Below are 21,707 nucleotides of genomic sequence, written 5' to 3'. Positions count from 1 at the left end.
CATTTTAAGGCATAGTCATATGAAGGGACAGGCGGTAAAGTTTATTTGAGAATGATTATCGTTATCGATATATAAGGGGGATATAAAGTGTTTTCTTTTCGTAGTTTAAGCAGAAGGCGTGTAACTCTTGTTACCGCAGTGCTCTTTCTGGCATTTATGCTCAGTGCCTGTGGAGCAGGAGAGACAAGTAAGGGAAATAACACGGAGACCGTATTGACCGCAGCTAATGATTCATCGCAAGCGCTGGATACGAATTCGGCGGAAGAATCCAAGGTGAAAACCGTTTCTACCGTCAATGGCGATATCGAAGTTCCGGTGAGTCCGAAGCGCATCGTCGCAGAAGAATATTTGGGCAGCCTGATTGCGCTTGATGTCATTCCGGTTGGAGCGCCGGGGCTTACCATCCAAAATTATTATTTTAAAGAATCCTTAAAAGGAATCGAGGATATCGGGGATTACGGAAAACCGTCGGTCGAGAAAGTCATGGCTTTAAACCCGGATCTCATCATTACCGGCAATGGGGAAACAACCTATGAGCAGCTAAGCAAAATCGCCCCCACTATCGTCATTCCATATGGAGATTTAAAGAATGCCCATGAAGAGTTGACTTATTTCGGTGAGTTATTTGGTAAGGAAGAGGAAGCCAAAACCTGGCTGGAGGAGTATGATCGGCGCATAGCGGCAGCCAAAGCTAAAGTCGATGCAGCGATTCCTGCGGATGCGACCTTTAGCATTATGGAAGACGGCGAGAAGACAACCTGGGTATACGGTGATAATTTCGGCCGTGGCGGTCAGCCTGTCTATCAGGCATTGGGAAGAAAGCCTCCGAGCGGGGTGGCTGCGGAAATATTAGAGAAGCAATGGGCTGAGTTAACGGCTGAAATGATAGGAAAATATGCGGGCGATTACATTATTATGACGTCTAATACGCGTACGATCGAAGATTTCCGAGCGGATCCGATTTGGGGCAGTCTCCCTGCAGTCAAGAAGGGGAACATGTATGTATGGCCCGAGGAGCGTTCCTGGTATTACGATCCGCTTGCCGTTCTTGCCCAGACGGAAGAATTGGCAGAATGGCTCTCCAAGAAGAATTGATACATAAAAGGTGCTCGTCAGAGTCTTGTCATTATACAGGGCGATGGTAGGGCACCCTTTTTTGATCGTGATGCAAGTACGAGCAATCAAATCTTCAAAAAAAATAAAACCTCCTCTCATTTTTCTGTTCTTGCTGCCCCTGACCCAAAGTGTAAGGCCTCCCGTGGGAGGAGAATCAAGAGAGAATTTTGCCTGCGATTCTGCTATAATACTCGGTAGATATAACCCCCTTATCCAGAAAAAAAGGTGACTTTTCATGCTTTCATTTACTAGACTAACGAAATGCAAACCCCCGATCCCGTAATTTCTTTGCCAGCCAACTAGAGATTTTTTGAAATGATAAGGGGGATGTTAGCTGTGCAAAGAAAAATCTCAAATCCATCCATATGGTTATTCATTATCCTTGTGGGTTTCCCACAAATTAGTGAAACGATATATACACCTTCATTACCGGACATTGCCCATCAATTGGGAGCAAGCAACAATGCAATCCAACTAACGCTGAGCATTTACTTCTTAGGCTTTGCCTTCGGAGTGTTTTGCTGGGGAAGGCTTTCGGATTCCATCGGACGTCGTCCTGCTATGCTGTGGGGCATCCTGATTTATGGATTAGGCAGCTTGGGCTGCTATCTATCCGGTTCGGCCGAATGGTTATTGGTGAGCCGATTCATTCAGGCTTTTGGTGCCAGCACCGGCTCGGTCGTCACCCAAACCATTTTGCGTGAGAGTATCGATGGAGCCAAGCGTCATGCGGTGTTTGCCCAGATTTCGGCAGCGCTTGCGTTTACACCCGCTATTGGGCCGCTCATTGGCGGATGGGTGGATCAATCTCTTGGTTTCAGAGCAGTGTTCTTGACGTTGGTTTTGATGAGCGCCGCCATTTTGTTGTATACCTGGACTTCTCTGCCTGAAACCAGTGTAAAGGCTGTTTCGAAGATTAACACCCTCTCCGTGGGCAAGCGCCTGGTCTCTGACCCCAGAATATGGGGATTCGGTTTTCTCATTGGAGCCACCAACGGCATATTGTTCAGTTACTATGCGGAGGCCCCGTTTATTTTTATTGAATTTTTTCAGATGAGCCCCGGCGGCTTTGGTTTCTTCGGTATCTTTGTTGCGATGTCATCCATCTTAGGTGCGATGCTGTCGAAGAAACTGCTGACCAGGCTCCAGGCTGAGCGCATTATCGTGATCGGCACGATCATTACGATGCTGGGGGCTCTTTGCCTTACCGTTCTTGCTGTTATCGGAATTAACGCCACTATAATGGATATGGTGTTATTGGTAGCGTGTATTTTTATTCTGCTGCTCGGCATCGGAATGGCGATTCCGAATTGCCTTAGTCTGGCGCTGAACCAATATGGAGATGTGCTCGGAACGGCAGGAGCGATCTTCGGATTGGGTTATTACATTGTTGTCAGCCTGATTACGAGCGGCATGAGTCTTCTTCACAATGGCTCGTTAATCGTAATGCCCTTGTATTTTCTTGGCCTTGCCGTAGTCATGGTCTGCGTGAGCAAGAAGCTTGCTGGATATGCGCGGAGGTAGTTTGGCATCTTGTTTAAGTTTCATATAGGATTGAAAAGAAGCTGTCCCCTTTCTTGCCAGGAGGGGCAGCTTCTTCTTTTTCCACTTAATTGTCATATGACATTTTGAAGTGTCTTGGCATTGTGGGTGACGAAATGACACTTGTTGATATGACAAGCCTTTTGCCATACTCGGTTCAGCCAGTTGTAATAGGCAAATACATTTTGAGGAGAGACCATGTATGAAAAAAAAGACTCGCACCATCGCGGTTCTGCTATTATCCGCTATGGCAACGATCGCATGTATCCCAGCTAGCAGCTCGACAGCTAGCGCAACAATGGCCACACCCATTGCATCTGTAAGTTCTAGCTTGGAGGGACCACGCGATGCCAAGGAGCTAGAAGTATTTGCAGATAGCGTTTTTGCGGACATGATGAAGAAGCATAACACAGTCGGTTCTAATTTTGCGGTCGTGGGCGATGGGAAAGTGTTACTAAGCAAAGGTTACGGTTATGCCGACAAAGAAAAGAAGATTCCCGTTGATAAAGACACCGTTTTCCAGATCGGCTCTGTTACCAAGACATTCACGGCCTTGGCGGCAATGCAGTTGGTCGATAAGGGGAAAATCGATTTACGAGGCGACATTCAAAAGTACTTAGGAGGAGTGAAAATCCCGAATAAAACGGGGAAAAACCTGACTATGTATGATCTGCTTACCTATGCAACCGGATTTGAATCACCCGATATCTCTTCGTATTATTCACCGGAATATGTAAACAAAAACTTTCCAATAAAGGATTTTGTCAAATCACATATGTCAGCGGTTGTGAGGCCTCCGGGAGAAGCATACGTTTATGACAATCTTGGATTTTTGCTAGCGGGGTATGCGGTAGAGAACGTCTCGGGAATGCCCTATTCGAAGTATATGGAGAAAAACATTTTCAACCCGTTAGGCATGACCTCAACGAATGTACGGTTTACGCCCGAACTATTAGGCAGAATGGCTGCTCACTATGGACCGAAGGGTGAAAAGATCCCCATGGATGGAACTATGCCTACAGAAAAGCCTGAAGGCGGTATGATCTCAACAGCAGATGACATGGCGAAGTATCTCTTAATGCATCTGAACAAAGGAAAGTATGATGGCAAAGAAATTGTGAGCCAAAAAAGCATAGAGCAAATGCACACATATCAGTATTTTGCTGATAAAATGGTTCCTATTACAACAATCGGGTTCGAAGGTTACTTCCCTGAGAAGATGAATGGTCAACATGTGATTCTAAAAGGAGGGAATGTTACAGGGCATTCGTCCCTGATTGTTATTTTGCCTGAGAAAAATGTAGCCTTTTATATGTCCAACAATGACGACAACGCCTGGTTTAGCATTGACGTGTATGAAGCGTTTATGAATCACTATTATCCAAAAAAGACAGAGGTTTCAAAGCCAACCTATTCGGCAATCAGTGAGCAGCAAGCCAAAGCGTATGTCGGATTATATAAAAGCATTCGTTTTGATGCATTGAGGTATAAGGTTTCTTATTCGAACGGGCACTTAGTTTCGGAAACTCCTTCAGGCAAGCAGACGCTGAAAATGATCCGCCCTTTATTGTTCGAAGATGAATCAGGTAATAAAGTGACGTTTAACAAAAACGCAGCTGGCCAGATTGCATATATGTATCTTACGACTCTACCAGAGGCAGCTTCATTTGCAGAAAAAGTTAACGTTGATTCACCATTCTCTGATGTACCTGCGAATAGTAAGTATAAACCATATATTAATAATCTCAACGCTTTGAAAGTCATGAGCGGGAAGTCTACCCATATCTTTGATCCAAAAGGAACGATGACTCAAGCTGAATTCTCAGAAGTGCTGCTTCGCGCCCATGGGTGGCATAAAATGCCTTTCATGCTTGCAGCCAATAAGAAGCAGATGGTAGTCGGACTACCTAATTTTCAGCCTAAATCTCCGATCACTAGACAAATGGCGGCGGTAATGATCCAAAACCTGAAACAGGTAGAGCCTAAAACGAAGGTTAAACTGAGTGGCACAACGGATGCTTGGGCAGTTGAAGCCATCAAAGCGCTTGTATCCCAAGGAATCATGGACCCGGATACTAAGGTTAAATCTGATGGCTCTGTGAACTTCCGTTCAAAAGAACTTTTGAAACGTCAAGAAGCTAGTGCCTTATTGGCCCAAGCATTTAATTATATTTTACCGATTAGTCACTAATTTACCCGACTCATGAACCCCCAGTCAGTATCGACACCGGACCGCTTCTTGATTTCGGCATCTCTGTTTGGAACTGGAGCAGCATGATGAGACTTTCCAATATTTCATGAACCCTCGGTGCTCCGACCTGCAGCAAGGGAGGAGATGGAGGCCAGAAAGACGGCTGAGCGCCCATTTCGGGCTATGGACGAAGAGGCACAACTCATATGGACTTTTTTCATATACAATTCTCATATCATTTTCAAAGAACGGAGACGAGCGAAATGAGCGAAGCGTGGACAGCATCGATGAGCGGGGTTCCCTGGAGCACGGACAAAATGGACAGTGCCGTTAAACAGCTGAGGCACCGTGCAACCATTGGTTTTGTTGTTGGGGCAGACAAAGAGGAAGATCTGCTGAAGCTGGATGAACAGGTGTTCTCCAAGCGTCCGGACTTGATACTCCATATCTATCATGCAGAGGCGAATGGAAGTTATACCGAGGAATTTCTGGAGGCGCTCGCGGAATTGAAGTTTGTTGCTGCTTTGCATTTGGATCTAAAACAGCGGCAGGATTTGAACAGGCTGGGTGGGATGGATCGAATGGAGTTTCTTAAGATACGCTCGCCCAAAACGCAAAATCTCGACTTTATCCGGAATTACAAGTTTTTAAAATACCTTGAGCTTAGTGGCAAATTTGATGATCTATCTGCGATAGCGGACTGCATTCGGCTGGATACGCTGGTCCTGAACTGCCCGATCGACCAGCTGGATTTTGTCGAGGATTTGCCGCTGATGAAGTATCTGGCCATAGACAGCTGTACTTTGAACGGTTCGCTGGAAGTGCTGGCTAGCTCCAATATAAGTATGCTGAGGCTCTCTGCCGTCCGAAATCTGACGAATATCGATGCCCTGGCGGTATTGGATCATTTGGTTTTCCTTCACTTGTCGCTGCCGAAAGTTGAGCGCCTGTGCGATTTCTCGCATATGCGAAATCTCCGGCAGCTTGAACTGGATTACATGAAATCCTTGCAGGAGATCGGGAACTTGTGGACTGCCGACCGATTGGAGGTTCTGATGTTAAAGGAGATTCCTACAAGGATCAAAGCGGAAGCCTTGGACAGCTTGGCGGATATGGATTGCCTGCGGCAGGTAGACTTCCGGTTTATCGATTCCGGCAAAGGCCGTATCGCCGCCATCCGCAAGCGAATGGCTGAAGCGGGCAAAGAGCATCTTCTCTATGAGAATATCGCCGAGGAGAAGCGGATACAATCGATGGCTCTTGAGCATCTATCAGGGAGACTGATGTAAGAGCGCAGATGCTATAAAATCGGCAAAAAGCCCGCTATGGTAGCGGGCTTTTTGCCGATTTCAATCTTTTTACACGTCCCAGTCCACCGGGTTCCCCACATAACAAATCCAATCGCTCGAGCTTCCGGCGTACAGCTATCATATGGTATAGTTAGATATTCGTATCCATTAGCGCCGGAATATTGATTTCTTTGACGCAGGCTGCTTTAGACAAGCTGACCACACATTTTACTAAGGAAACTATATCCTGGAGCGGAATACGTGTCCCATTATAGGCAGAAAGGGCACACTCAACCCCTTCTGCATACGGAATTTCAGCAGCCAATTCACCAGGATTAATACATGTCACAGCTATACCATCTTCTCTCGTGTGCTCTCTAAGAGCCTCTGTAATTCCTCGAATAGCGAATTTTGAGGCAACAAAAGAAACTTGACTGCTGTTTGCATTATTCAGGCCTGCTGTCGAACCAATAAGGATAATTTTCCCTGCATTAGATTTACGAAGATGAGGCAATAACGCTTGAATACATACAATGGCAGAAGTGATATTCACTTGTATAAGATTACTGATGTCAGCAGACTCATCGTGATCGAAGGTATAATGATCCTCAAAACCTTCTTTTTCCCAAATTCCTACATTATATATGAGAACATCCAATGTTTCGTTCTGCAGCATATCCTTAATCAGTGTCGATGAATGGAGCTCAGACAAATCTGCTGGTATCCATTCCCGTTCAATGCCATCCTCTAAATCTAAACTTTCAGGCCTGCTGCGAGCAACCACCCAAACTTTATCACCTCGCTGAGGCACACCCCTAACAAAAGCATCTCCCAATCCCTTACTAGCACCAAATACAATATATGTTTTCATCTACATTCTCCTTATTACATCGCCCAAAGCATACAACCTTAGTGGCGATGTAATCATCATTCATATCTGTCTTAGCTCCTACTCCTCTCCAGTCGCCACCGGATTCTCCTGATAGCTGATCCAATCGCTCCAGCTGCCCGCGTACAGCTTCACGTTGCCGTACCCGGCTTCTTCCAGGGCAAGCACGTTCGGACAAGCGGTGACGCCGGAGCCGCAGTATACGATAATCTCGGCATCTTGCGGGATATCGGTAAAATGCTCGCGAAACGCGCCAGCATCCTTCCAATGTCCGGAGTCGTCCAGGACACCCTTCCAGAAGTAGTTCACCGCCCCCGGAATATGTCCTGCCTTGGTGTCTAAAGGCTCCTGGGCTCCGGCATATCTACGTGGTTCGCGTGAATCGATGAGCGTTTTGTTACCATGCTGCGAAGCCTCACGCACCTCATCTACGAGGACCAATTTATCGGGCTTAAGGTTGATTTCATATGGTACCGGAATGACGATCGGTTGTTCACCCGTTATAGGATACGAGGCATTCTTCCAAGCTGTAAAGCCTTCATCCATCACATAAGCCTGTTCATGCCCGGTGTATTTCAGCAGCCACCATAGACGGCTGGCCATGGCTCCGCCCTGGTCGTCATAGATGACGACGCGGCTGCTCTCCTGAATACCGGACTGGCCGAGACGCTGTGCAAGCTGATCCAGGTCCGGTAGAGGATGGCGTCCGCCATGTTGGGTGATAGGAGAGGAGAGGTCCTTCTCCAAGTCAAGGTAAACGGCACGGGGAATATGCGATTCCTCGTAAGCGGTTCGGCCGCTTTCCGGCTTGCCGAGGGCAAAACGGCAGTCAACGATGACCAGATCCGGTTCATAGAGTCTCGCCAGCAGCCATTTCATTGTCACGATATTGTTCATATACCAGGACACCGCCTTCTATTAAGAAATAATGAGATTAAGTAACCGAATTATATCATATTGCTGCTTCCGATTACGTATATAACTAAAAAGTCGACCTGTCTCATAGAAGGATGAGATCAGGTCGACGATATGAGAATGAATGATGGCAAGAATCAGGATAAACGCTTTATTTCTTGATAGCTTGAAGCAGCATGGACGTGTAGGCCTCGGCACCTTCCGGCTCCAGATGGACGCCGTCAGACCGGAAGTATTCCGGATGATCCTTACTGGCTGAATACCAATCCACCAACGTAACCTTCGGGTTCTGGGCAGCCGCTTTTGCCAGCATGCCGTTTACGTTCTGTTCCCAATCACGTGGAACCCGTGTGTTGATAAGCAGAATTTGCTTAGCCGAATCCAGCGGACGCAGAAGAGAATCCAGATCCTTTTTCGAGAAAGCGCCGTTGGTTCCCAGCCCGATGACGATAATGCCGCCATCTATCCGGTTCTGGGCTTTCATAACGGGAATCAGGTCATCGGCCTGACGCATTTGGCGGCCTATCACTGCATCGATGTGAATGCCAGGCAGCGATTTTTCCAGATAAGGGGAGACCCCGAGCATGACCGAATCCCCAATGGCCGTGATGGCGGACTTGGATACCGGAGGATTTTGAGGCTTACTCGTTGGCTTCGTAGGATTGCTCTTTCCGCCTGTCGTTTTGCCTGCCGAGTCCTTGGATTGAACTGGCTTATCAGCCTTATCCTCACCAGGTTTATCAGCTTTATCTTCATTCGGTTGATCCGGGATTGTTTTCCCGGAATCAGCCTTATCGGAGCTTCCGTTCCCTGCATCGGTTGGCTCATCTTTGTTGTCAACGTCATTTCCAACAGGATGGTCCGGCTCTTCGTCCCCGCCAGCATCGTCATTGCCAGACCCTGTTGCTCCATCCGGAATCGGCAGTTGATCCGCTTCTTCATCGGAGTTTGGCTTCTTCACAACACCAGGCTGCTTCGCGTCGGTAGGAGGCGGGGGTACTTTCCCGTTCGTGTCTGCAGGAAGCGGCGATTGTCCTTGTGGTGGCTCCATCGCTCCGGCCTCTCCACCTTCAGTCTGGTCCGGTTCTTCCGGGGCAGGATCATCGAGGTTTAGCATGGCAGCGATATCACCTACCGTTCTCGCAGAGGATACACTGCTCATCATCCCCGAGCAAAAAACGCCGATTAGAATTAGCGAGCTTATCGAAACGACCCAGCCTCTTAACGAAATCGAAATCGAACGGCGCCGAATGGATCGGGCCTTAAACCATAATTTCTTCAGTCCGCCATGTCGTATCGGCTCTTCAACATACTTCCAGGATAGGGCGGCCAGCAGAACGCTTGCCGCGATTTGCAGTGCAACCTGAGGCAAACTCAGATCGCCTGAACCGGATGCAGGTGAGGTCAGGATCATCACCGGGTAATGCCATAAGTAAATTCCATAGGATCGAACGCCTATCCATAACAGGGGCTTCCAGCTTAACAAGCGGCTGATCGAAGCTCCTGGGTGCGCCAACACCGCAACGAGGACGGCGGCAGCAAGAGAGAAGAGAAACATGCCTCCTTGATACAGGAACGAATCGTAACGGTCCACCTGCCACATCATGGAGAGTATGATAAGCATTGCCACGGCGCCTGTCACATTGAGTCTGCGCCGGGTAGCCCTTGATACAGGGGTGGACAGCTTCCAACTGGGCCATACGACAGCCAGCCCAGCTCCAATGAGCAGACCAAACGCTCGGGTATCCGTTCCATAATAGACCCGGCTAGGATCATCTCCCGGCTGATAGATCATCGCCATGGCCAAAGCCGAAATCGCGGCTCCGGCAGCAATGAAAGTGAACAGCTGTCCCCTGCGGGGGAATAGCTTGAGAACCGCTAACATGATCAAAGGCCACAGTAAGTAAAACTGCTCTTCCACGGCAAGCGACCAGAAATGCCCCAGTGGAGAAGGTGGGCCAAATGATTCGAAATAAGATTGCTGCTGAAAAATAAACTGCCAGTTGCTTATGTATGTAACGGCGCCGAGCACCTCACTCCGGAGCGTAGCCAGTCGCGATCGGTCAAACAGCGTAACCCATACCACAAGGATGAACAGCATGAGCAGCATGGCCGGCAGGAGACGCCGGAACCTTCGTATCCAGAAATCTTTCAGATCAATCCGGCGCTGATGATGCCATTGCGATGCGAGAATATCTGTAATGAGATACCCGGACAGTACGAAGAATAAACTTACTCCGAGAAAACCACCGCCTGCAAAACCAAAATTCCAGTGGTATCCCATTACCCCGATCAAGGCGAGGGCCCTAAGCCCATCGAGACCGGGCATGTAGCGTGAACGTGGCTTATCTGATACCGGCACGGGAGATCGCTCCTTTCGAAGGATCTGCGCTTATGCCGCCCTGTAACAGCCGCTGCGATAATATGTAGGACATATTCTCAAACGTCTGGGTGCTGAGTAGTGAATGTGTCATTTGGAACATGGTAAACCTTCCCTTTCCTTTATAGGAGGATATCTTAAATTAAGGAGACGCATATCGAATCCTGTAATATCCTGCAACAAGATGTCATAGCTAATACTACCATCCTTGGAAAAACAGAAGGTGACAAAAAAATGAACCTACGGCTACATTGTGATGTCAATAATAAGACAGATTTTTCATTTGAAATGACAAGCCTTTATGTTTGGTATATCCATTCTTCGGTAACGAACTGTTAGCTGTATCGTTGCAGGCCATAAGAAAGAGGAGGTCCCCACCTCCTCCAATATCTGGATGATTAAATATCCATGATTTCCCTTTGAATAATATAGTACATGGATTAGATGGCGGCTCCTTGCCGTTTACTAAAAAAGGTTTTGAGCGCCTCGTAGACTTCCCCTTTGTCTTTAATGACATGGTACATGAATTGGTCCAGCTTGATATTCTTATAGGCCGACATCAGTGTGCTGCTGCGATTGTATTGATTGACCTCACCGTAACCGAACATGTTGCTTACCTTCAGCAGCTCGCCGATGAGTTTGACGCAGCGTTCATTATCGGACGTGAGATTATCGCCGTCGGAGAAGTGGAAGGGATAAATGTTGTATTGGGAAGGGGGATAACGGTGATGGATAATATCAAGCGCCTTCTGATAAGCGGATGAACATATGGTTCCGCCGCTTTCACCTCGCGTGAAGAACTCTTCCTCGGTCACTTCTTTTGCTTCGGTATGGTGGGCGATAAACACGATTTCTACTTTCTCGTACTGTTTGCGGAGGAAACGGGTCATCCAGAAGAAAAAGCTGCGCGCGCAGTATTTCTCAAAGGAGCCCATGGACCCGGACGTATCCATCATGGCGATAATAACCGCATTGGACTCCGGAATGACGGTATCGTCCCAAGTCTTGTAACGCAGGTCGTCCGGACTGATGCCGTGGATGCCGGGTTTGCCGTCTTTGGCATTGCGGCGCAGATTCTCCAGGATGGTGCGCTTCTTGTCAATGTTGGACATGATGCCCTTTTTGCGGATGTCGTTGAAAACGATGGATTCTGTTTCGATCTGCTCTTTATCCTTAGGCTGCAGCAGCGGGAGCTCCAGTTCCTCAAACAGCATATTCTCCAGTTCTTCCAGGCTGACCTCGGTTTCCACGATGTCCTGCCCTGCCTGATCGCCGGCCGATTCCCCCTTACCGGGCTGGGCTGACGAAGGGTCGCGTCCCAGGACGTCCCCAACCTGACTGTCACCGTCGCCCTGACCGACATGCTTTTGCTTTTGGTAGTTATAGATGAAACGGTATTCGTCAAGGCTCCGGATCGGAACTTTAATGATCTGCTTTCCGTCGGACAGAATAATGTTTTCCTCGGTAATAAGGTCGGGCAGGTTGCGTTTGATGACTTCACGGATTTTATGCTGATGACGTACCTGATCCTGGTAGCCTTTGCGGTGCAGCGACCAGTCTTCACGAGATACGACAAACGACAGAGCGTCTTCATTTTGCATGGACAGTCACCTCCCAAGTGCAGCCTTGACTCGGTTGCCGTCTTTTCGGCTGTAGTAATTCATTATATTCGGGAGAAAGAGCGATATGTGAGTAATGAATCCGGGTTTGTCATGAAAAAGACACTTAACCTAAAGATGAATCAGGCAAGTGTCTCGAAGTGGTGCTCCTTAAGCACTTAATACGAATAGGAAAAGGGCTCCGATGGTGATAATGACTACGCCGTTCACAATGGTAGCAATGACGGCAACGACTCGCTTGCGCGTTTTGGAGAAGCAGCCTACAATGCCAAGCACCAAGCCGACGATATTAATGACCATGACGAGGATGAACACGGCCGCCAGCGTGGTCATTGCTTCCAGCGTTTCCTGAGTCGGCTCAAGGATTGGTCCATTCTCCGTCATGTAAGGCTCAATCATCGTTGTGCCGAGTGCGCCGAGTAGAATATACCCGAGCAGCGTCACGATCGACAGTATGAATGAGGCGATGCCGAAGCGAGAGTTTTTTCTGTCCTCGGGTGGAATAAATGTGGTTTTGGGTCGTTTGTGTGAACCTTGGTCCTCGGATGGGGAGGAAGGTGATTGTTGATCCATGTGTTTAATCGCTCCTAACTTAAGAATTCATTCTCTAATAGGTACATGTGGGTCTTCAACAAAAAGACATCCCTATTAATCTTTCACAAAATGGCCCTGAAATCAAGTCCAAAGCGCTTGCATGCCGGTGGAAAAGCTTCTTCGAATCCGTTAAACTTAATTTGATTACATAAGGACACGGGTGTCCACTGACAAAAGGGGTTGAAAAGGCATGAGTCGTAGATTCATTGCATGGGGTTCGATCCTGATGGCATTGTCTGTCGCTATCGGGGCATTCGGTGCCCATATGCTGAAGGATAAGATTACGCCGGACGAACTTGCCATTTATGAGACCGGAGTTCATTATCATATGATTCACGGACTTGCGGTGCTGATTGCGGGGATTGTGGCGAATATTCTGGGCGAATCCCGGAAGCTGTTCTGGGCAGGGACTTTATTCATCGCGGGAACCGTCATATTTTCCGGAAGTCTCTACGTGTTAAGTATATCCGGCATCAAGTGGCTTGGGGCGATCACGCCGATCGGCGGTGTCTCCTTTATCGTGGGCTGGCTGATGCTGATGTCTTCGGCGCTCTCCCGAAAAAATGCCTGATGTTAAAAAAACGGCTTCACCGATCCCTTCTTATGGGGCGGCGAAGCCGTTTTTTTAAAAATGGATTCCGTTGATGTGATACCGACTCAGCTGACGCTGAATTCGTCAATTTCATTGAGCTTGAAGGTATACACCTGTTTCTCATCGACATGATAAACGTTGACCAGGAAATTGCTTTCATCATAGTTGAGAATCCGGCAGGGCAGACTTGTCTGCTTGCCGTGGCGGTTGGTTGTCAGGCGAACAAGGCGATTGTCCTTACTGTATACTTTAATCCATTCGAAAGGATCACTTCCGGTGAGTGGAGTTTGGACAGGGGGGACGCTTGCAGCGATCTTTTTTTCCGGCGAGGATGTCGCAGGTGGCACAGGTTTCTCTTTCTGAGAAGCGGCAGAAGCCATCTTCCCGGAAGCTTTGCTAATAACGGAATCTTTCTTGGCTTGAACCAAGGTGTTGATAATTTCTCCAAGTTCCATTCCGGACTTAACCCGGAAATCGACGACTTCAGCCTTGTCGTTCAGCATTTCTAGCAAATATTGCAAAGCCAGTGCGTTGGAGGAACTCTTGACCAGAATATCAACGTTGAATAAAAAGCCGTTATCATCGGTGACAGGAATTGTGTTCATAGCTTTTATCATTCACCAGCTTTCACATGTTTTCTACTGAATCAAATATACCATAATTTTCGAATAATAATAGTCCTAATGTCATATGTATTTCATCTTTATTCTATTGACTTACGAGTCATTCGCACCATATACGTAGGTTGGAATGCATAATATCAGAGACATTCGCACCATGTCGGTTGCAAAAGAATAAACATAATTCTAAGCCGACGCGAGGGGAGGTTTGTTGATATTGGTGACTTTACTGCCGATCGATATTGAAGGACATATTGTTATGGGCGTCGAGGTCCAGCTTCCGAAAACAACGCTGCTGGCCGTATACACTTCCCGCGGCTATATTATGTGCGGTGCACTCGATGTGGGCCTTCTTAACGAAAAGCTTGCGGACCGCAAGATTATCGCAGGAAGAGCCGTAGGGGTTCGCACATTGGAGCAGCTGCTGGAGGCGCCGCTGGAATCGGTAACCCTGGAGGCGGAGAAATGGGGCATTCATCCTGGCTTGGCTGGCAAGGATGCGATCCTACGCATGTTATGAGTCATGTATCCTTACGTTACAAGAGTGATTCCCGTGCGGATCGCTCTTTTTTTAGAGATAAGAAAGTATCAACTCTAAATGCACTAACATGCAAACCCAAAAAAACACGGACAATACGGCTGGAGGGCCGTTTGTCCGTTTTATGATGCCATAAAACATTCGGATATGGCGGCTATTCGAACAAGCTTTTTAAGCTCTCATGATAAGGAGCCTGCACGACGCCTTTTTCCGTAATGATCGCTGTCACATACTCATTCGGCGTAATGTCGAAGGCAGGGTTGTACACTTTTACGCCTTGCGGGGCTGTGCGCTTGCCGAAACCTTCCGTGATCTCTTCCGCTGGCCGCTCCTCAATCGGAATATCGGCGCCTGTCTTCGTATTCAGATCAATCGTCGACAGCGGGCACGCCACGTAGAAAGGAATGCCGTGAGCTTTAGCAAGTACCGCTACTCCATACGTTCCGATCTTATTGGCGACATCGCCGTTTGCGGCAACGCGATCCGTACCGACGATCACCGCTTGTATCCACCCTTTGGACATGACCATGGCGGCCATGTTATCCGCCAGCAGTGTCACGTCGATCCCCGCCTGTTGGAGTTCAAAAGCAGTTAAACGCGCGCCTTGCAGGACAGGTCTTGTCTCATCGGCGAACACCTTGATGTTCATCCCTTGCTCATGAGCGAGGTACATCGGTGCCAGTGCGGTCCCGTACTTGGCAGTCGCCAGTCCGCCCGCGTTGCAGTGGGTAAGCACACCCATACCCTCTTTGAAGAACGGCAGCGCGTTTTCGCCGATGCGGCGGCATACATCCTCGTCCTCGGCCCGAATAGCCTCGGCTTCGGCGAGCAGCGATGCATTCAGTCCGGCCGTATCCAGTTTCGATTCTGCCAGCTTCTCAGCCGCAAGCTTGATACGGTCCAGCGCCCAGAACAGATTGACGGCCGTCGGTCTGGAAGTGGCGAGATAAGCGCAAGTTTTTACGACTTGCTGCAGCCATCCCTCGTTATCGCTGGCTTCAACCTGCATGCCGCCAAGGACCGCGCCGAATGCTGCCGCGATGCCGATAGCCGGCGCGCCGCGGACTTTCATGGAGTGAATGCCTTCCCAGACTTCTTCCGGTGTGAAGAGCTGGAGATAGACAATCTCTTCCGGGAGTAAACGCTGGTCCAGTAGGACCAGATGGTCTCCTCCCCAATAAACCGAGCTTAGCGGTTCGTAGGTGCTGGCATTGCCGGTAGTCATACCGCTCATATCGATACCTCATTTCCTGTAGTTGCTTGTGTGATCAAAGTTAAAATGTCCTCAAAGGACTTGATGCTGCGATGATGACGCACGAGATTTTTGCCGATAGCAAGCGCTTTGCGCTGCGCAGCTTCTCTGGCTTTATCATCGGTTATGGTGTCAATGTCCGCAACATGGGACAATCCGACGATGCGCCGGATCATTTTACAGCCTGCGAATCCTGCGGTGTCCTTCAAGATCTGTGATACATAATGGTCCTGATAACCTGGTGTCCGGGACATTTCGTCCAAGAGATCATCGTTCCACAGCATGCGGAAGTTGTTCTCGAAGTGGGTCCACACGTCGCTTGCCATCTCGAGGAGTCTGGCTTCCCGGGCCGCCATCGTATGCTCGTCCTGACTCCAGCCCGGCTGCGCCGCATAGTTGAGCAGCAGATTGCCGATGACCGCACCGATATCGAATCCCATCGGGCCGAAATAAGCGAATTCCGGGTCGATGACCTTGGTCGATTCCGGCGTGACGAAGATGCTGCCTGTATGCAGATCCCCGTGCAGCAGAGCCTGTGCGTGAGTCAGAAACTTCTCCCGAAGCAGCGCGACTTCAAAGTGAAGCGGAAGGTCGGCACGGAGGGCTTCGGCTTCATCGGCGATGCTCTGCGCATAATTGTTATTGGTGGATTCGCGGTATGGATCTTCGAAGATTAAATCTTCGGTGATTTTGCATAAATCCGGATTGACAAAGCGGCCGGCAAGTTCCTTCTTCTTCTGTTGGTTCATCCCCAGATCCGACGTGTAGAACAGGGTTCTGGCCATGAAGCGGCCAATATGCTCTGCGAACTTCGGATAGGCATTGCCTTCGATCAGGCCTTTGCGCATGATGGTATACTCGCTCAGGTCTTCCATTACCGTGTAGGCGAGCTCATCCGAATAACCGTATACTTTGGGCACGAGGTCGGGGCAAATGGAGTACTCTGTCTCCAGCGCGAGACGTTCGATGCGGGCCCGGTCGAGAGACAGCGGCCAGGATTCGCCTACAACTTTTGCATAAGGAACAGCTTGCTTGATAATGATACTATCAGTTGTATTTTTGGCGGTGACATGAAACACCAGATTGAGATTGCCGTCGCCGATTTCGTGGCATTCGAGCTGGGCATGGTCCGGGAACCGGCCGGGTATACTTTTAGCTAATTGTATAGCTTCTTCCGCGTTCAGCGGATGATATGCAGACATGGATGGTCACCCCCAAATATAATAGAAGAAAACAAAGCCAACTTTTTTGCTTGGTATTACCTAGTATAACGTTTTTTCGCGAATTTTGTATAATTTTTTGGCAAGACGAAAGGTTTGTTTAAACTGATTCGCCTTGTAGTCCTAAGGGTAAACTATAAATAGTCGCCCCAGCACAGGATGTACTCATATATTAAGGAAGGAATGGCATTAGCAGATGGTACCAGTTACAATGGGTATACACCGCTCTGCCGAATGTTCCTTTGACGCAGTACAGGGTGCATTTCATATAGAAAAGGAAGGGATTAACCATGGCAAAAACTACATCTGGCAAAGCTGCAGGAAAAACGAAGAACGCAAGTCTGGAGCAATTGTTGAATCAGCAGGTTGCGAACTTCAACGTGCTCTATGTCAAACTCCACAATTATCACTGGTATGTAACCGGAGAGCAATTCTACTCCCTTCATGTTAAATTCGAAGAACTGTATGACGAAGTTACACTTAAAATGGATGAGGTTGCGGAGCGCTTGCTCTCGATTAAAGGCAAACCTGCTGCAACGATGAAAGAATATCTGGAACTTGCGACAGTCCAGGAGGCTTCGGGCAACGAGGATACCCGCGGCATGGTACAAGCTTTGATTGAGGACTTTGCAACCGTATCTGAGGAGCTGGCGGAAGGTATTGAAATGGCTGAGGAAGCCGGAGATGCGCCAACAGCGGACATGTTCACCGGGTTTAAGGCTGATCTTGAGAAGCATATGTGGATGCTTCGTTCGTTCCTTGGATAAAGCGTGAATACAACAGAGTGATGCCTGTTCTTTCCTTGAATTTTGCAAGAGCTAAGGTTGCCGGTTACCGTGCCGTGTGCCTCAGCTCGTGATGTTGACCTGAGCACCGTCTGTCAACGCGCGATAAATGCCGGTGCCGGATGCAGTAATGATTCTCAGGAGCATTAGCAGATAGGAAGGGGAACAGGGCGAACGAAACAGGCTTGGCCGGTCTATCGGTCATGCCTGTTTTTTTAATTGTTACGGTTGTCTGAATGTTGTCTGTAAAACGCTTGTCCGGTTGAAATACGTCATATTTTATTATAAAATGGCTTGAGAATCATTGATAATCAGTTTAGAATGATTATAAATAAATAATTATTTTTTGTTTTATGAAATCAGGGCGTCCAATCCTGTTATCATATAGGACAACAATACACTACCTATTCAACGGAGGGAATCTAATATGTCAACCAAGTTTGTCATTGAAGGATTGAAAGCAACAATCGAAGGCAAGGAGATCCTTAAAGGTATCAACCTTGAGATGAAGGGCGGAGAAGTTCATGCCATCATGGGACCAAACGGTACAGGCAAAAGTACTTTGGCTTCCGCGTTGATGGGGCATCCTAAATATGAAGTTACAGAAGGTAAAGTATTCCTTAACGATGAAGACGTGCTGGAGATGGAAGTTGACGAGCGCGCCCTCGCAGGTCTGTTCCTGGCCATGCAATATCCAAGCGAAATCGCCGGCGTTACGAACTCCGATTTCCTGCGCAGTTCCATCAACGCACGCCGGGGTGAAGGCAATGAGATTTCCCTGATCAAGTTCATTCGTCAAATGGAAGGCAAAATGAAGGAGCTCGAGATGAATCCTGAGTTCGCTCACCGTTACCTGAACGAAGGTTTCTCCGGTGGTGAGAAGAAACGTAACGAAATCCTGCAAATGATGATGCTGGATCCGAAAATCGTCGTGCTTGACGAGATCGACTCCGGTCTTGATATCGATGCTTTGAGAATTGTGGCGAACGGTGTCAATGCCATGAAATCCGAAGAACGCGGTTTCTTGATTATTACCCACTATCAACGTTTGCTTAACTATATCACTCCAGATTACGTTCATGTGATGATGCAAGGACGTATCGTAAAATCCGGCGGCCCTGAACTGGCACAGCGCCTGGAGGCAGAAGGTTATGACTGGATTAAGGAAGAGCTGGGCATTACTGATGAAACTGTAGGTCAAGACGCGTAAATAGACGGGAGGAGGAAACGATATGACTACACAAACCATTCTTCCGGTCAACGCTGAGGCTCTGAAGGCATTGTCCGAAAGTAAACAGGAACCGGCCTGGCTGACAGACAGCCGTTTGGCTTCCCTGGAACTGGCTGGCCAGTTGGAACTGCCCAAGCTGGAGAAACAACGCATCGAGCGCTGGAACATCCAAAGCTATGGTGAATATAAAGAGAGCAACAAACTTGCTTCCCTTGACGAATTGCCAGAACAGGTTGCCAAACTTGTCGAAGGTTCAAGAGAAGGCGGCTTGGTTATTCAACGCAACTCGGGAACCGTATATGTAAGTCTGGCTCCGGAACTTGCCGCCAAAGGCGTGATTTTCACCGATTTGGAAACAGCGGTTAAAGAACATGCGGATTTGGTTAAACCTTATCTGCATCAAGCGCTTAAGAATGACGAGCATTCGATGGCCGCTCTGCATGCTGCTGTATGGAACGGCGGGGTGTTCCTCTATGTTCCTAAGAATGTGGAGGTCGATGTACCTCTGCAAGCGGTGATGCTGACGGATGATGCCGAAGCAACATTTGCTCCGCATGTGCTGATCGTAGCTGAAGCGAACAGTCAGATCACTTATGTAGACAACTACGTATCGGATTCTCTGGCAGCACCGTTGACCCATAACGGAGCGGTGGAAGTATTCGCCAACAATGGCGCAAAGGTGCGTTATGCTTCCGTTCACCAATTGGCTGGGGAAGTAACCGATGTTACATTCCGTCGTGCGATGCTGGACAATGACGCTTCGATCGAGTGGATCGTTGGTGAAATGAACAATGGCGATACAGCTAGCGATACCATGAGTATCCTAAAGGGCAACGGCTCGACATCTGATGCAAAAGTCATCGCGGTAGGTTCCGGCTCCCAGAAGCTCAACTACACCACGCGAGCGAAGCATTATGGCAAGAGCTCCGAATCCCAGATGATTACCCGTGCGGTTATGCGCGAAGAGGCACAAGCCATCATCAACGGAATTACCAAGATCGAGAAGGGTGCAACGAAGGCGGACGGACAACAGACCGAGCGTGTGCTGATGCTCAGCCCGAAAGCTCGCGGTGACGCGAACCCGATTCTGTTGATTGACGAGGATGATGTAACAGCTGGACACGCAGCGTCCGTAGGACAAGTGAATCAGGAGCAAATTTACTACCTGATGTCCCGTGGTATTTCGCGTACCGTGGCAGAATCCTTGATTATATACGGCTTCCTGGCTCCGGTAGTCAGCGAAATTCCGCTTGAGGGACTTCGCGACCAGCTGCAGGGGCTCGTTGAAAGGAAGCTGGGACAATGATCGCCTCTGTCCGTGAGCAATTTCCCATTCTTCATCAGGAGATCAACGGACATCCGCTGGTATATCTCGACAATGCCGCGACATCGCAAAAGCCGCAGGTGGTCATAGATGCTATCAAGCGGTACTACGAGTGGGAGAACTCCAATGTACACCGCGGGGTTCATACACTCGGCAGCCGTGCTACTGATGCTTATGAAGGAGCCAGGGAGAAGGTTGCCCGTTTTATTAATGCCGAGAGTTCGGAGCAAATTATTTTCACCCGCGGTACGACGACGGCCCTAAATCTGGTAGCTTCGTCCTACGCGCGCTCTGTGTGCGGTCCTGGGGATGAAATTGTCCTGACGGAAATGGAGCATCACAGTAATCTCATACCGTGGCAGCAGGCGGCTATCGCCGTTGGCGCTACGCTGAAATATATTCCTCTGCAGCCTGACGGCACGATCCGTGTCGAAGATGTAGAGGCACTCGTTACCGAACGGACCAAGGTTGTAGCCATCGCTTACGTATCCAACGTGATGGGCGTTGTACATCCCGTGAAACAAATGGCGGAAATCGCGCACCGCCACGGTGCCGTCATTGTGGTGGATGGTGCGCAGAGCACACCGCATATGAAAGTGGACGTCCAGGACCTGGATTGCGATTTCTACGCTTTGTCCGGCCATAAGATGTGCGCTCCAACAGGTATCGGCGCATTATACGGCAAGAAGGCGCTGCTGGAATCAATGGAGCCGATCGAATTCGGCGGAGAAATGATCAATGATGTTGGATTGTACGAGTCGAACTGGAAGGAGCTCCCTTGGAAGTTTGAAGGAGGGACGCCTATCATTGCAGGGGCTGTCGGTTTGGGCGCTGCCATCGATTTCCTGGAGGAAATCGGAATGGATACCATCGAGCAGCATGAATCGCAGCTTGCGGCTTACGCCATGAACCGCCTCTCCGAGATCGAAGGTATTTCCATTTACGGTCCCCGTGAGCGTAAAGTAGGCCTCGTTACATTTAACCTTGGCGACGTTCACCCGCATGACGTGGCAACCGTGCTGGATGCACAGGGGATTGCGATTCGTGCAGGACATCATTGCTGTCAACCGCTTATGCGTTGGTTAAAAGTATCCTCTACGGCACGCGCGAGCTTTTATCTGTATAATACAGAAGAGGACGTTGATCGATTAGTTAGCGCCTTAATCCAGACAAAGGAGTATTTTGGCGATGCAACTTGACGATTTGTACAGACGTGTCATCATGGATCATTATAAGAACCCCCGCAATCGCGGCAAGTTTGAAGACGATGCAGTAACCATCGATTTGAACAATCCGACTTGCGGAGATCGCATTTCCTTGCAGCTTAAGGTAGAGAACGGCGTAGTAGCCGATGCCAAATATACAGGGGAAGGCTGCTCCATCAGCATGTCTTCCGCTTCGATGATGACGGACGCTGTAAAAGGCAGAACGCTGGATGAAGCGATCAGTCTGGCGGATCGGTTCTCCTCCCTTATGAAAGGCGAGGCTGTAGATTTTGACGAGTACGAGGATATTGAAGCCCTATCCGGTGTTAACAAGTTTCCTGCACGCATTAAATGCGCAACTCTTGCGTGGAACGCACTCCGAAAAGGAATAGACGCGAAGTAAGT

19 protein-coding genes are annotated in these 21,707 nt (G+C 48.8%); 11 read left to right on the top strand and 8 right to left on the bottom strand.

The features are described from left to right. Positions 1-87: 87 nt before the first annotated feature. From AB4124_RS02690 to AB4124_RS02675, 4 genes are all read left to right on the top strand, one after another. Positions 88-1,095, top strand: coding sequence for an ABC transporter substrate-binding protein (locus tag AB4124_RS02690; RefSeq protein WP_379407975.1), 1,008 nt, complete (start codon positions 88-90; stop codon positions 1,093-1,095). A 357-nt stretch (positions 1,096-1,452) separates the two neighbouring features. Continuing rightward, positions 1,453-2,640: a multidrug effflux MFS transporter gene (locus AB4124_RS02685; protein WP_441970999.1), complete on the top strand. Its 1,188-nt coding sequence runs from the start codon at positions 1,453-1,455 to the stop codon at positions 2,638-2,640. Positions 2,641-2,860: 220 nt separating this feature from the next. Then, on the top strand, positions 2,861-4,849 hold the full coding sequence (locus AB4124_RS02680) for a serine hydrolase (protein ID WP_441970997.1): 1,989 nt from the start codon (positions 2,861-2,863) through the stop codon (positions 4,847-4,849). A gap of 263 nt (positions 4,850-5,112) precedes the next feature. Then, positions 5,113-6,138 (top strand): hypothetical protein, encoded by a 1,026-nt coding sequence (locus AB4124_RS02675; protein ID WP_441970995.1) that lies wholly within the window; start codon positions 5,113-5,115, stop codon positions 6,136-6,138. Positions 6,139-6,289: 151 nt separating this feature from the next. Here AB4124_RS02675 and AB4124_RS02670 read toward each other — a convergent pair whose 3' ends face one another. From AB4124_RS02670 to AB4124_RS02650, 5 genes are all read right to left on the bottom strand, one after another. After that, positions 6,290-7,009: an SDR family NAD(P)-dependent oxidoreductase gene (locus tag AB4124_RS02670; RefSeq protein ID WP_441970993.1), complete on the bottom strand. Its 720-nt coding sequence runs from the start codon at positions 7,007-7,009 to the stop codon at positions 6,290-6,292. Between the two features lie 78 nt (positions 7,010-7,087). Beyond that, on the bottom strand, positions 7,088-7,924 hold the full coding sequence (locus AB4124_RS02665) for a sulfurtransferase (protein WP_441970991.1): 837 nt from the start codon (positions 7,922-7,924) through the stop codon (positions 7,088-7,090). 169 nt (positions 7,925-8,093) lie between these two features. Further along, complete coding sequence (locus AB4124_RS02660; RefSeq protein ID WP_441970989.1) at positions 8,094-10,304, bottom strand: acyltransferase family protein; 2,211 nt, start codon at positions 10,302-10,304, stop codon at positions 8,094-8,096. A gap of 458 nt (positions 10,305-10,762) precedes the next feature. After that, positions 10,763-11,923, bottom strand: coding sequence for a sporulation protein YhbH (gene yhbH, locus AB4124_RS02655; protein ID WP_441970987.1), 1,161 nt, complete (start codon positions 11,921-11,923; stop codon positions 10,763-10,765). A gap of 168 nt (positions 11,924-12,091) precedes the next feature. Then, positions 12,092-12,514 carry a hypothetical protein gene (locus AB4124_RS02650; RefSeq protein WP_430106137.1) on the bottom strand — a complete coding sequence of 141 codons (423 nt, stop codon included), beginning with the start codon at positions 12,512-12,514 and terminating at the stop codon, positions 12,092-12,094. Positions 12,515-12,725: 211 nt separating this feature from the next. Here AB4124_RS02650 and AB4124_RS02645 point away from each other — a divergent pair, with 211 nt between their 5' ends. Next, positions 12,726-13,106, top strand: a complete 381-nt coding sequence (locus AB4124_RS02645; protein ID WP_441970985.1) for a DUF423 domain-containing protein — start codon at positions 12,726-12,728, stop codon at positions 13,104-13,106. Between the two features lie 86 nt (positions 13,107-13,192). On the opposite strand, the gene AB4124_RS02640 is transcribed toward AB4124_RS02645, so the two are convergent. Continuing rightward, a complete protein-coding gene (locus AB4124_RS02640) occupies positions 13,193-13,732 on the bottom strand; it encodes a hypothetical protein (RefSeq protein WP_339291604.1) in 540 nt (179 codons plus the stop codon). A gap of 232 nt (positions 13,733-13,964) precedes the next feature. On the opposite strand from AB4124_RS02640, the gene AB4124_RS02635 reads away from it, so the two are divergent. Further along, positions 13,965-14,267: a YunC family protein gene (locus tag AB4124_RS02635; protein ID WP_076324375.1), complete on the top strand. Its 303-nt coding sequence runs from the start codon at positions 13,965-13,967 to the stop codon at positions 14,265-14,267. Positions 14,268-14,439: 172 nt separating this feature from the next. On the opposite strand, the gene mtnA is transcribed toward AB4124_RS02635, so the two are convergent. Then, complete coding sequence (mtnA, locus tag AB4124_RS02630) at positions 14,440-15,519, bottom strand: S-methyl-5-thioribose-1-phosphate isomerase (RefSeq protein WP_076324374.1); 1,080 nt, start codon at positions 15,517-15,519, stop codon at positions 14,440-14,442. Next, positions 15,516-16,739, bottom strand: coding sequence for an S-methyl-5-thioribose kinase (gene mtnK / locus AB4124_RS02625; RefSeq protein WP_379406168.1), 1,224 nt, complete (start codon positions 16,737-16,739; stop codon positions 15,516-15,518). Before mtnK ends, mtnA begins: the two co-directional genes overlap by 4 nt. Before the next feature lie 308 nt (positions 16,740-17,047). Here mtnK and AB4124_RS02620 point away from each other — a divergent pair, with 308 nt between their 5' ends. The 5 genes from AB4124_RS02620 to sufU all read left to right on the top strand — a co-directional run bounded on the left by AB4124_RS02620 (position 17,048) and on the right by sufU (position 21,705). Further along, entirely contained in the window at positions 17,048-17,524 is a 477-nt protein-coding gene (locus AB4124_RS02620; protein WP_076324372.1) for a Dps family protein, read from the top strand. A gap of 445 nt (positions 17,525-17,969) precedes the next feature. Then, the gene (gene sufC / locus AB4124_RS02615) at positions 17,970-18,752 is read left to right on the top strand and encodes a Fe-S cluster assembly ATPase SufC (protein WP_076324371.1); all 783 of its coding nucleotides are present in this window, start codon (positions 17,970-17,972) and stop codon (positions 18,750-18,752) included. A gap of 22 nt (positions 18,753-18,774) precedes the next feature. Then, the gene (gene sufD / locus AB4124_RS02610) at positions 18,775-20,079 is read left to right on the top strand and encodes a Fe-S cluster assembly protein SufD (RefSeq protein ID WP_076324370.1); all 1,305 of its coding nucleotides are present in this window, start codon (positions 18,775-18,777) and stop codon (positions 20,077-20,079) included. After that, on the top strand, positions 20,076-21,296 hold the full coding sequence (locus tag AB4124_RS02605; RefSeq protein WP_441970981.1) for a cysteine desulfurase: 1,221 nt from the start codon (positions 20,076-20,078) through the stop codon (positions 21,294-21,296). Before sufD ends, AB4124_RS02605 begins: the two co-directional genes overlap by 4 nt. Beyond that, complete coding sequence (gene sufU, locus AB4124_RS02600) at positions 21,286-21,705, top strand: Fe-S cluster assembly sulfur transfer protein SufU (protein ID WP_098748444.1); 420 nt, start codon at positions 21,286-21,288, stop codon at positions 21,703-21,705. The genes AB4124_RS02605 and sufU overlap by 11 nt, the downstream gene beginning before the upstream one ends. Positions 21,706-21,707: the final 2 nt, after the last annotated feature.

This window comes from Paenibacillus sp. 2KB_20 (assembly GCF_052115765.1).
Lineage (GTDB): Bacteria > Bacillota > Bacilli > Paenibacillales > Paenibacillaceae > Paenibacillus_AQ.
Note: the sequence above shows the minus strand (reverse complement) of the source record. Positions and strands in the feature narration are given on the sequence as shown.

What these genes read in the sequence shown, in the direction of transcription:
- AB4124_RS02640 (WP_339291604.1), bottom strand. Translation starts at nt 13,732, where the DNA reads ATGAACACAATTCCTGTCACCGATGATAACGGCTTTTTATTCAACGTT.
- sufU (WP_098748444.1), top strand. Translation starts at nt 21,286, where the DNA reads ATGCAACTTGACGATTTGTACAGACGTGTCATCATGGATCATTATAAG.
- sufD (WP_076324370.1), top strand. Translation starts at nt 18,775, where the DNA reads ATGACTACACAAACCATTCTTCCGGTCAACGCTGAGGCTCTGAAGGCA.
- yhbH (WP_441970987.1), bottom strand. Translation starts at nt 11,923, where the DNA reads ATGCAAAATGAAGACGCTCTGTCGTTTGTCGTATCTCGTGAAGACTGG.
- AB4124_RS02665 (WP_441970991.1), bottom strand. Translation starts at nt 7,924, where the DNA reads ATGAACAATATCGTGACAATGAAATGGCTGCTGGCGAGACTCTATGAA.
- mtnA (WP_076324374.1), bottom strand. Translation starts at nt 15,519, where the DNA reads ATGAGCGGTATGACTACCGGCAATGCCAGCACCTACGAACCGCTAAGC.
- AB4124_RS02670 (WP_441970993.1), bottom strand. Translation starts at nt 7,009, where the DNA reads ATGAAAACATATATTGTATTTGGTGCTAGTAAGGGATTGGGAGATGCT.
- AB4124_RS02620 (WP_076324372.1), top strand. Translation starts at nt 17,048, where the DNA reads ATGGCAAAAACTACATCTGGCAAAGCTGCAGGAAAAACGAAGAACGCA.
- AB4124_RS02645 (WP_441970985.1), top strand. Translation starts at nt 12,726, where the DNA reads ATGAGTCGTAGATTCATTGCATGGGGTTCGATCCTGATGGCATTGTCT.
- mtnK (WP_379406168.1), bottom strand. Translation starts at nt 16,739, where the DNA reads ATGTCTGCATATCATCCGCTGAACGCGGAAGAAGCTATACAATTAGCT.
- AB4124_RS02605 (WP_441970981.1), top strand. Translation starts at nt 20,076, where the DNA reads ATGATCGCCTCTGTCCGTGAGCAATTTCCCATTCTTCATCAGGAGATC.
- AB4124_RS02680 (WP_441970997.1), top strand. Translation starts at nt 2,861, where the DNA reads ATGAAAAAAAAGACTCGCACCATCGCGGTTCTGCTATTATCCGCTATG.
- sufC (WP_076324371.1), top strand. Translation starts at nt 17,970, where the DNA reads ATGTCAACCAAGTTTGTCATTGAAGGATTGAAAGCAACAATCGAAGGC.
- AB4124_RS02650 (WP_430106137.1), bottom strand. Translation starts at nt 12,514, where the DNA reads ATGGATCAACAATCACCTTCCTCCCCATCCGAGGACCAAGGTTCACAC.
- AB4124_RS02675 (WP_441970995.1), top strand. Translation starts at nt 5,113, where the DNA reads ATGAGCGAAGCGTGGACAGCATCGATGAGCGGGGTTCCCTGGAGCACG.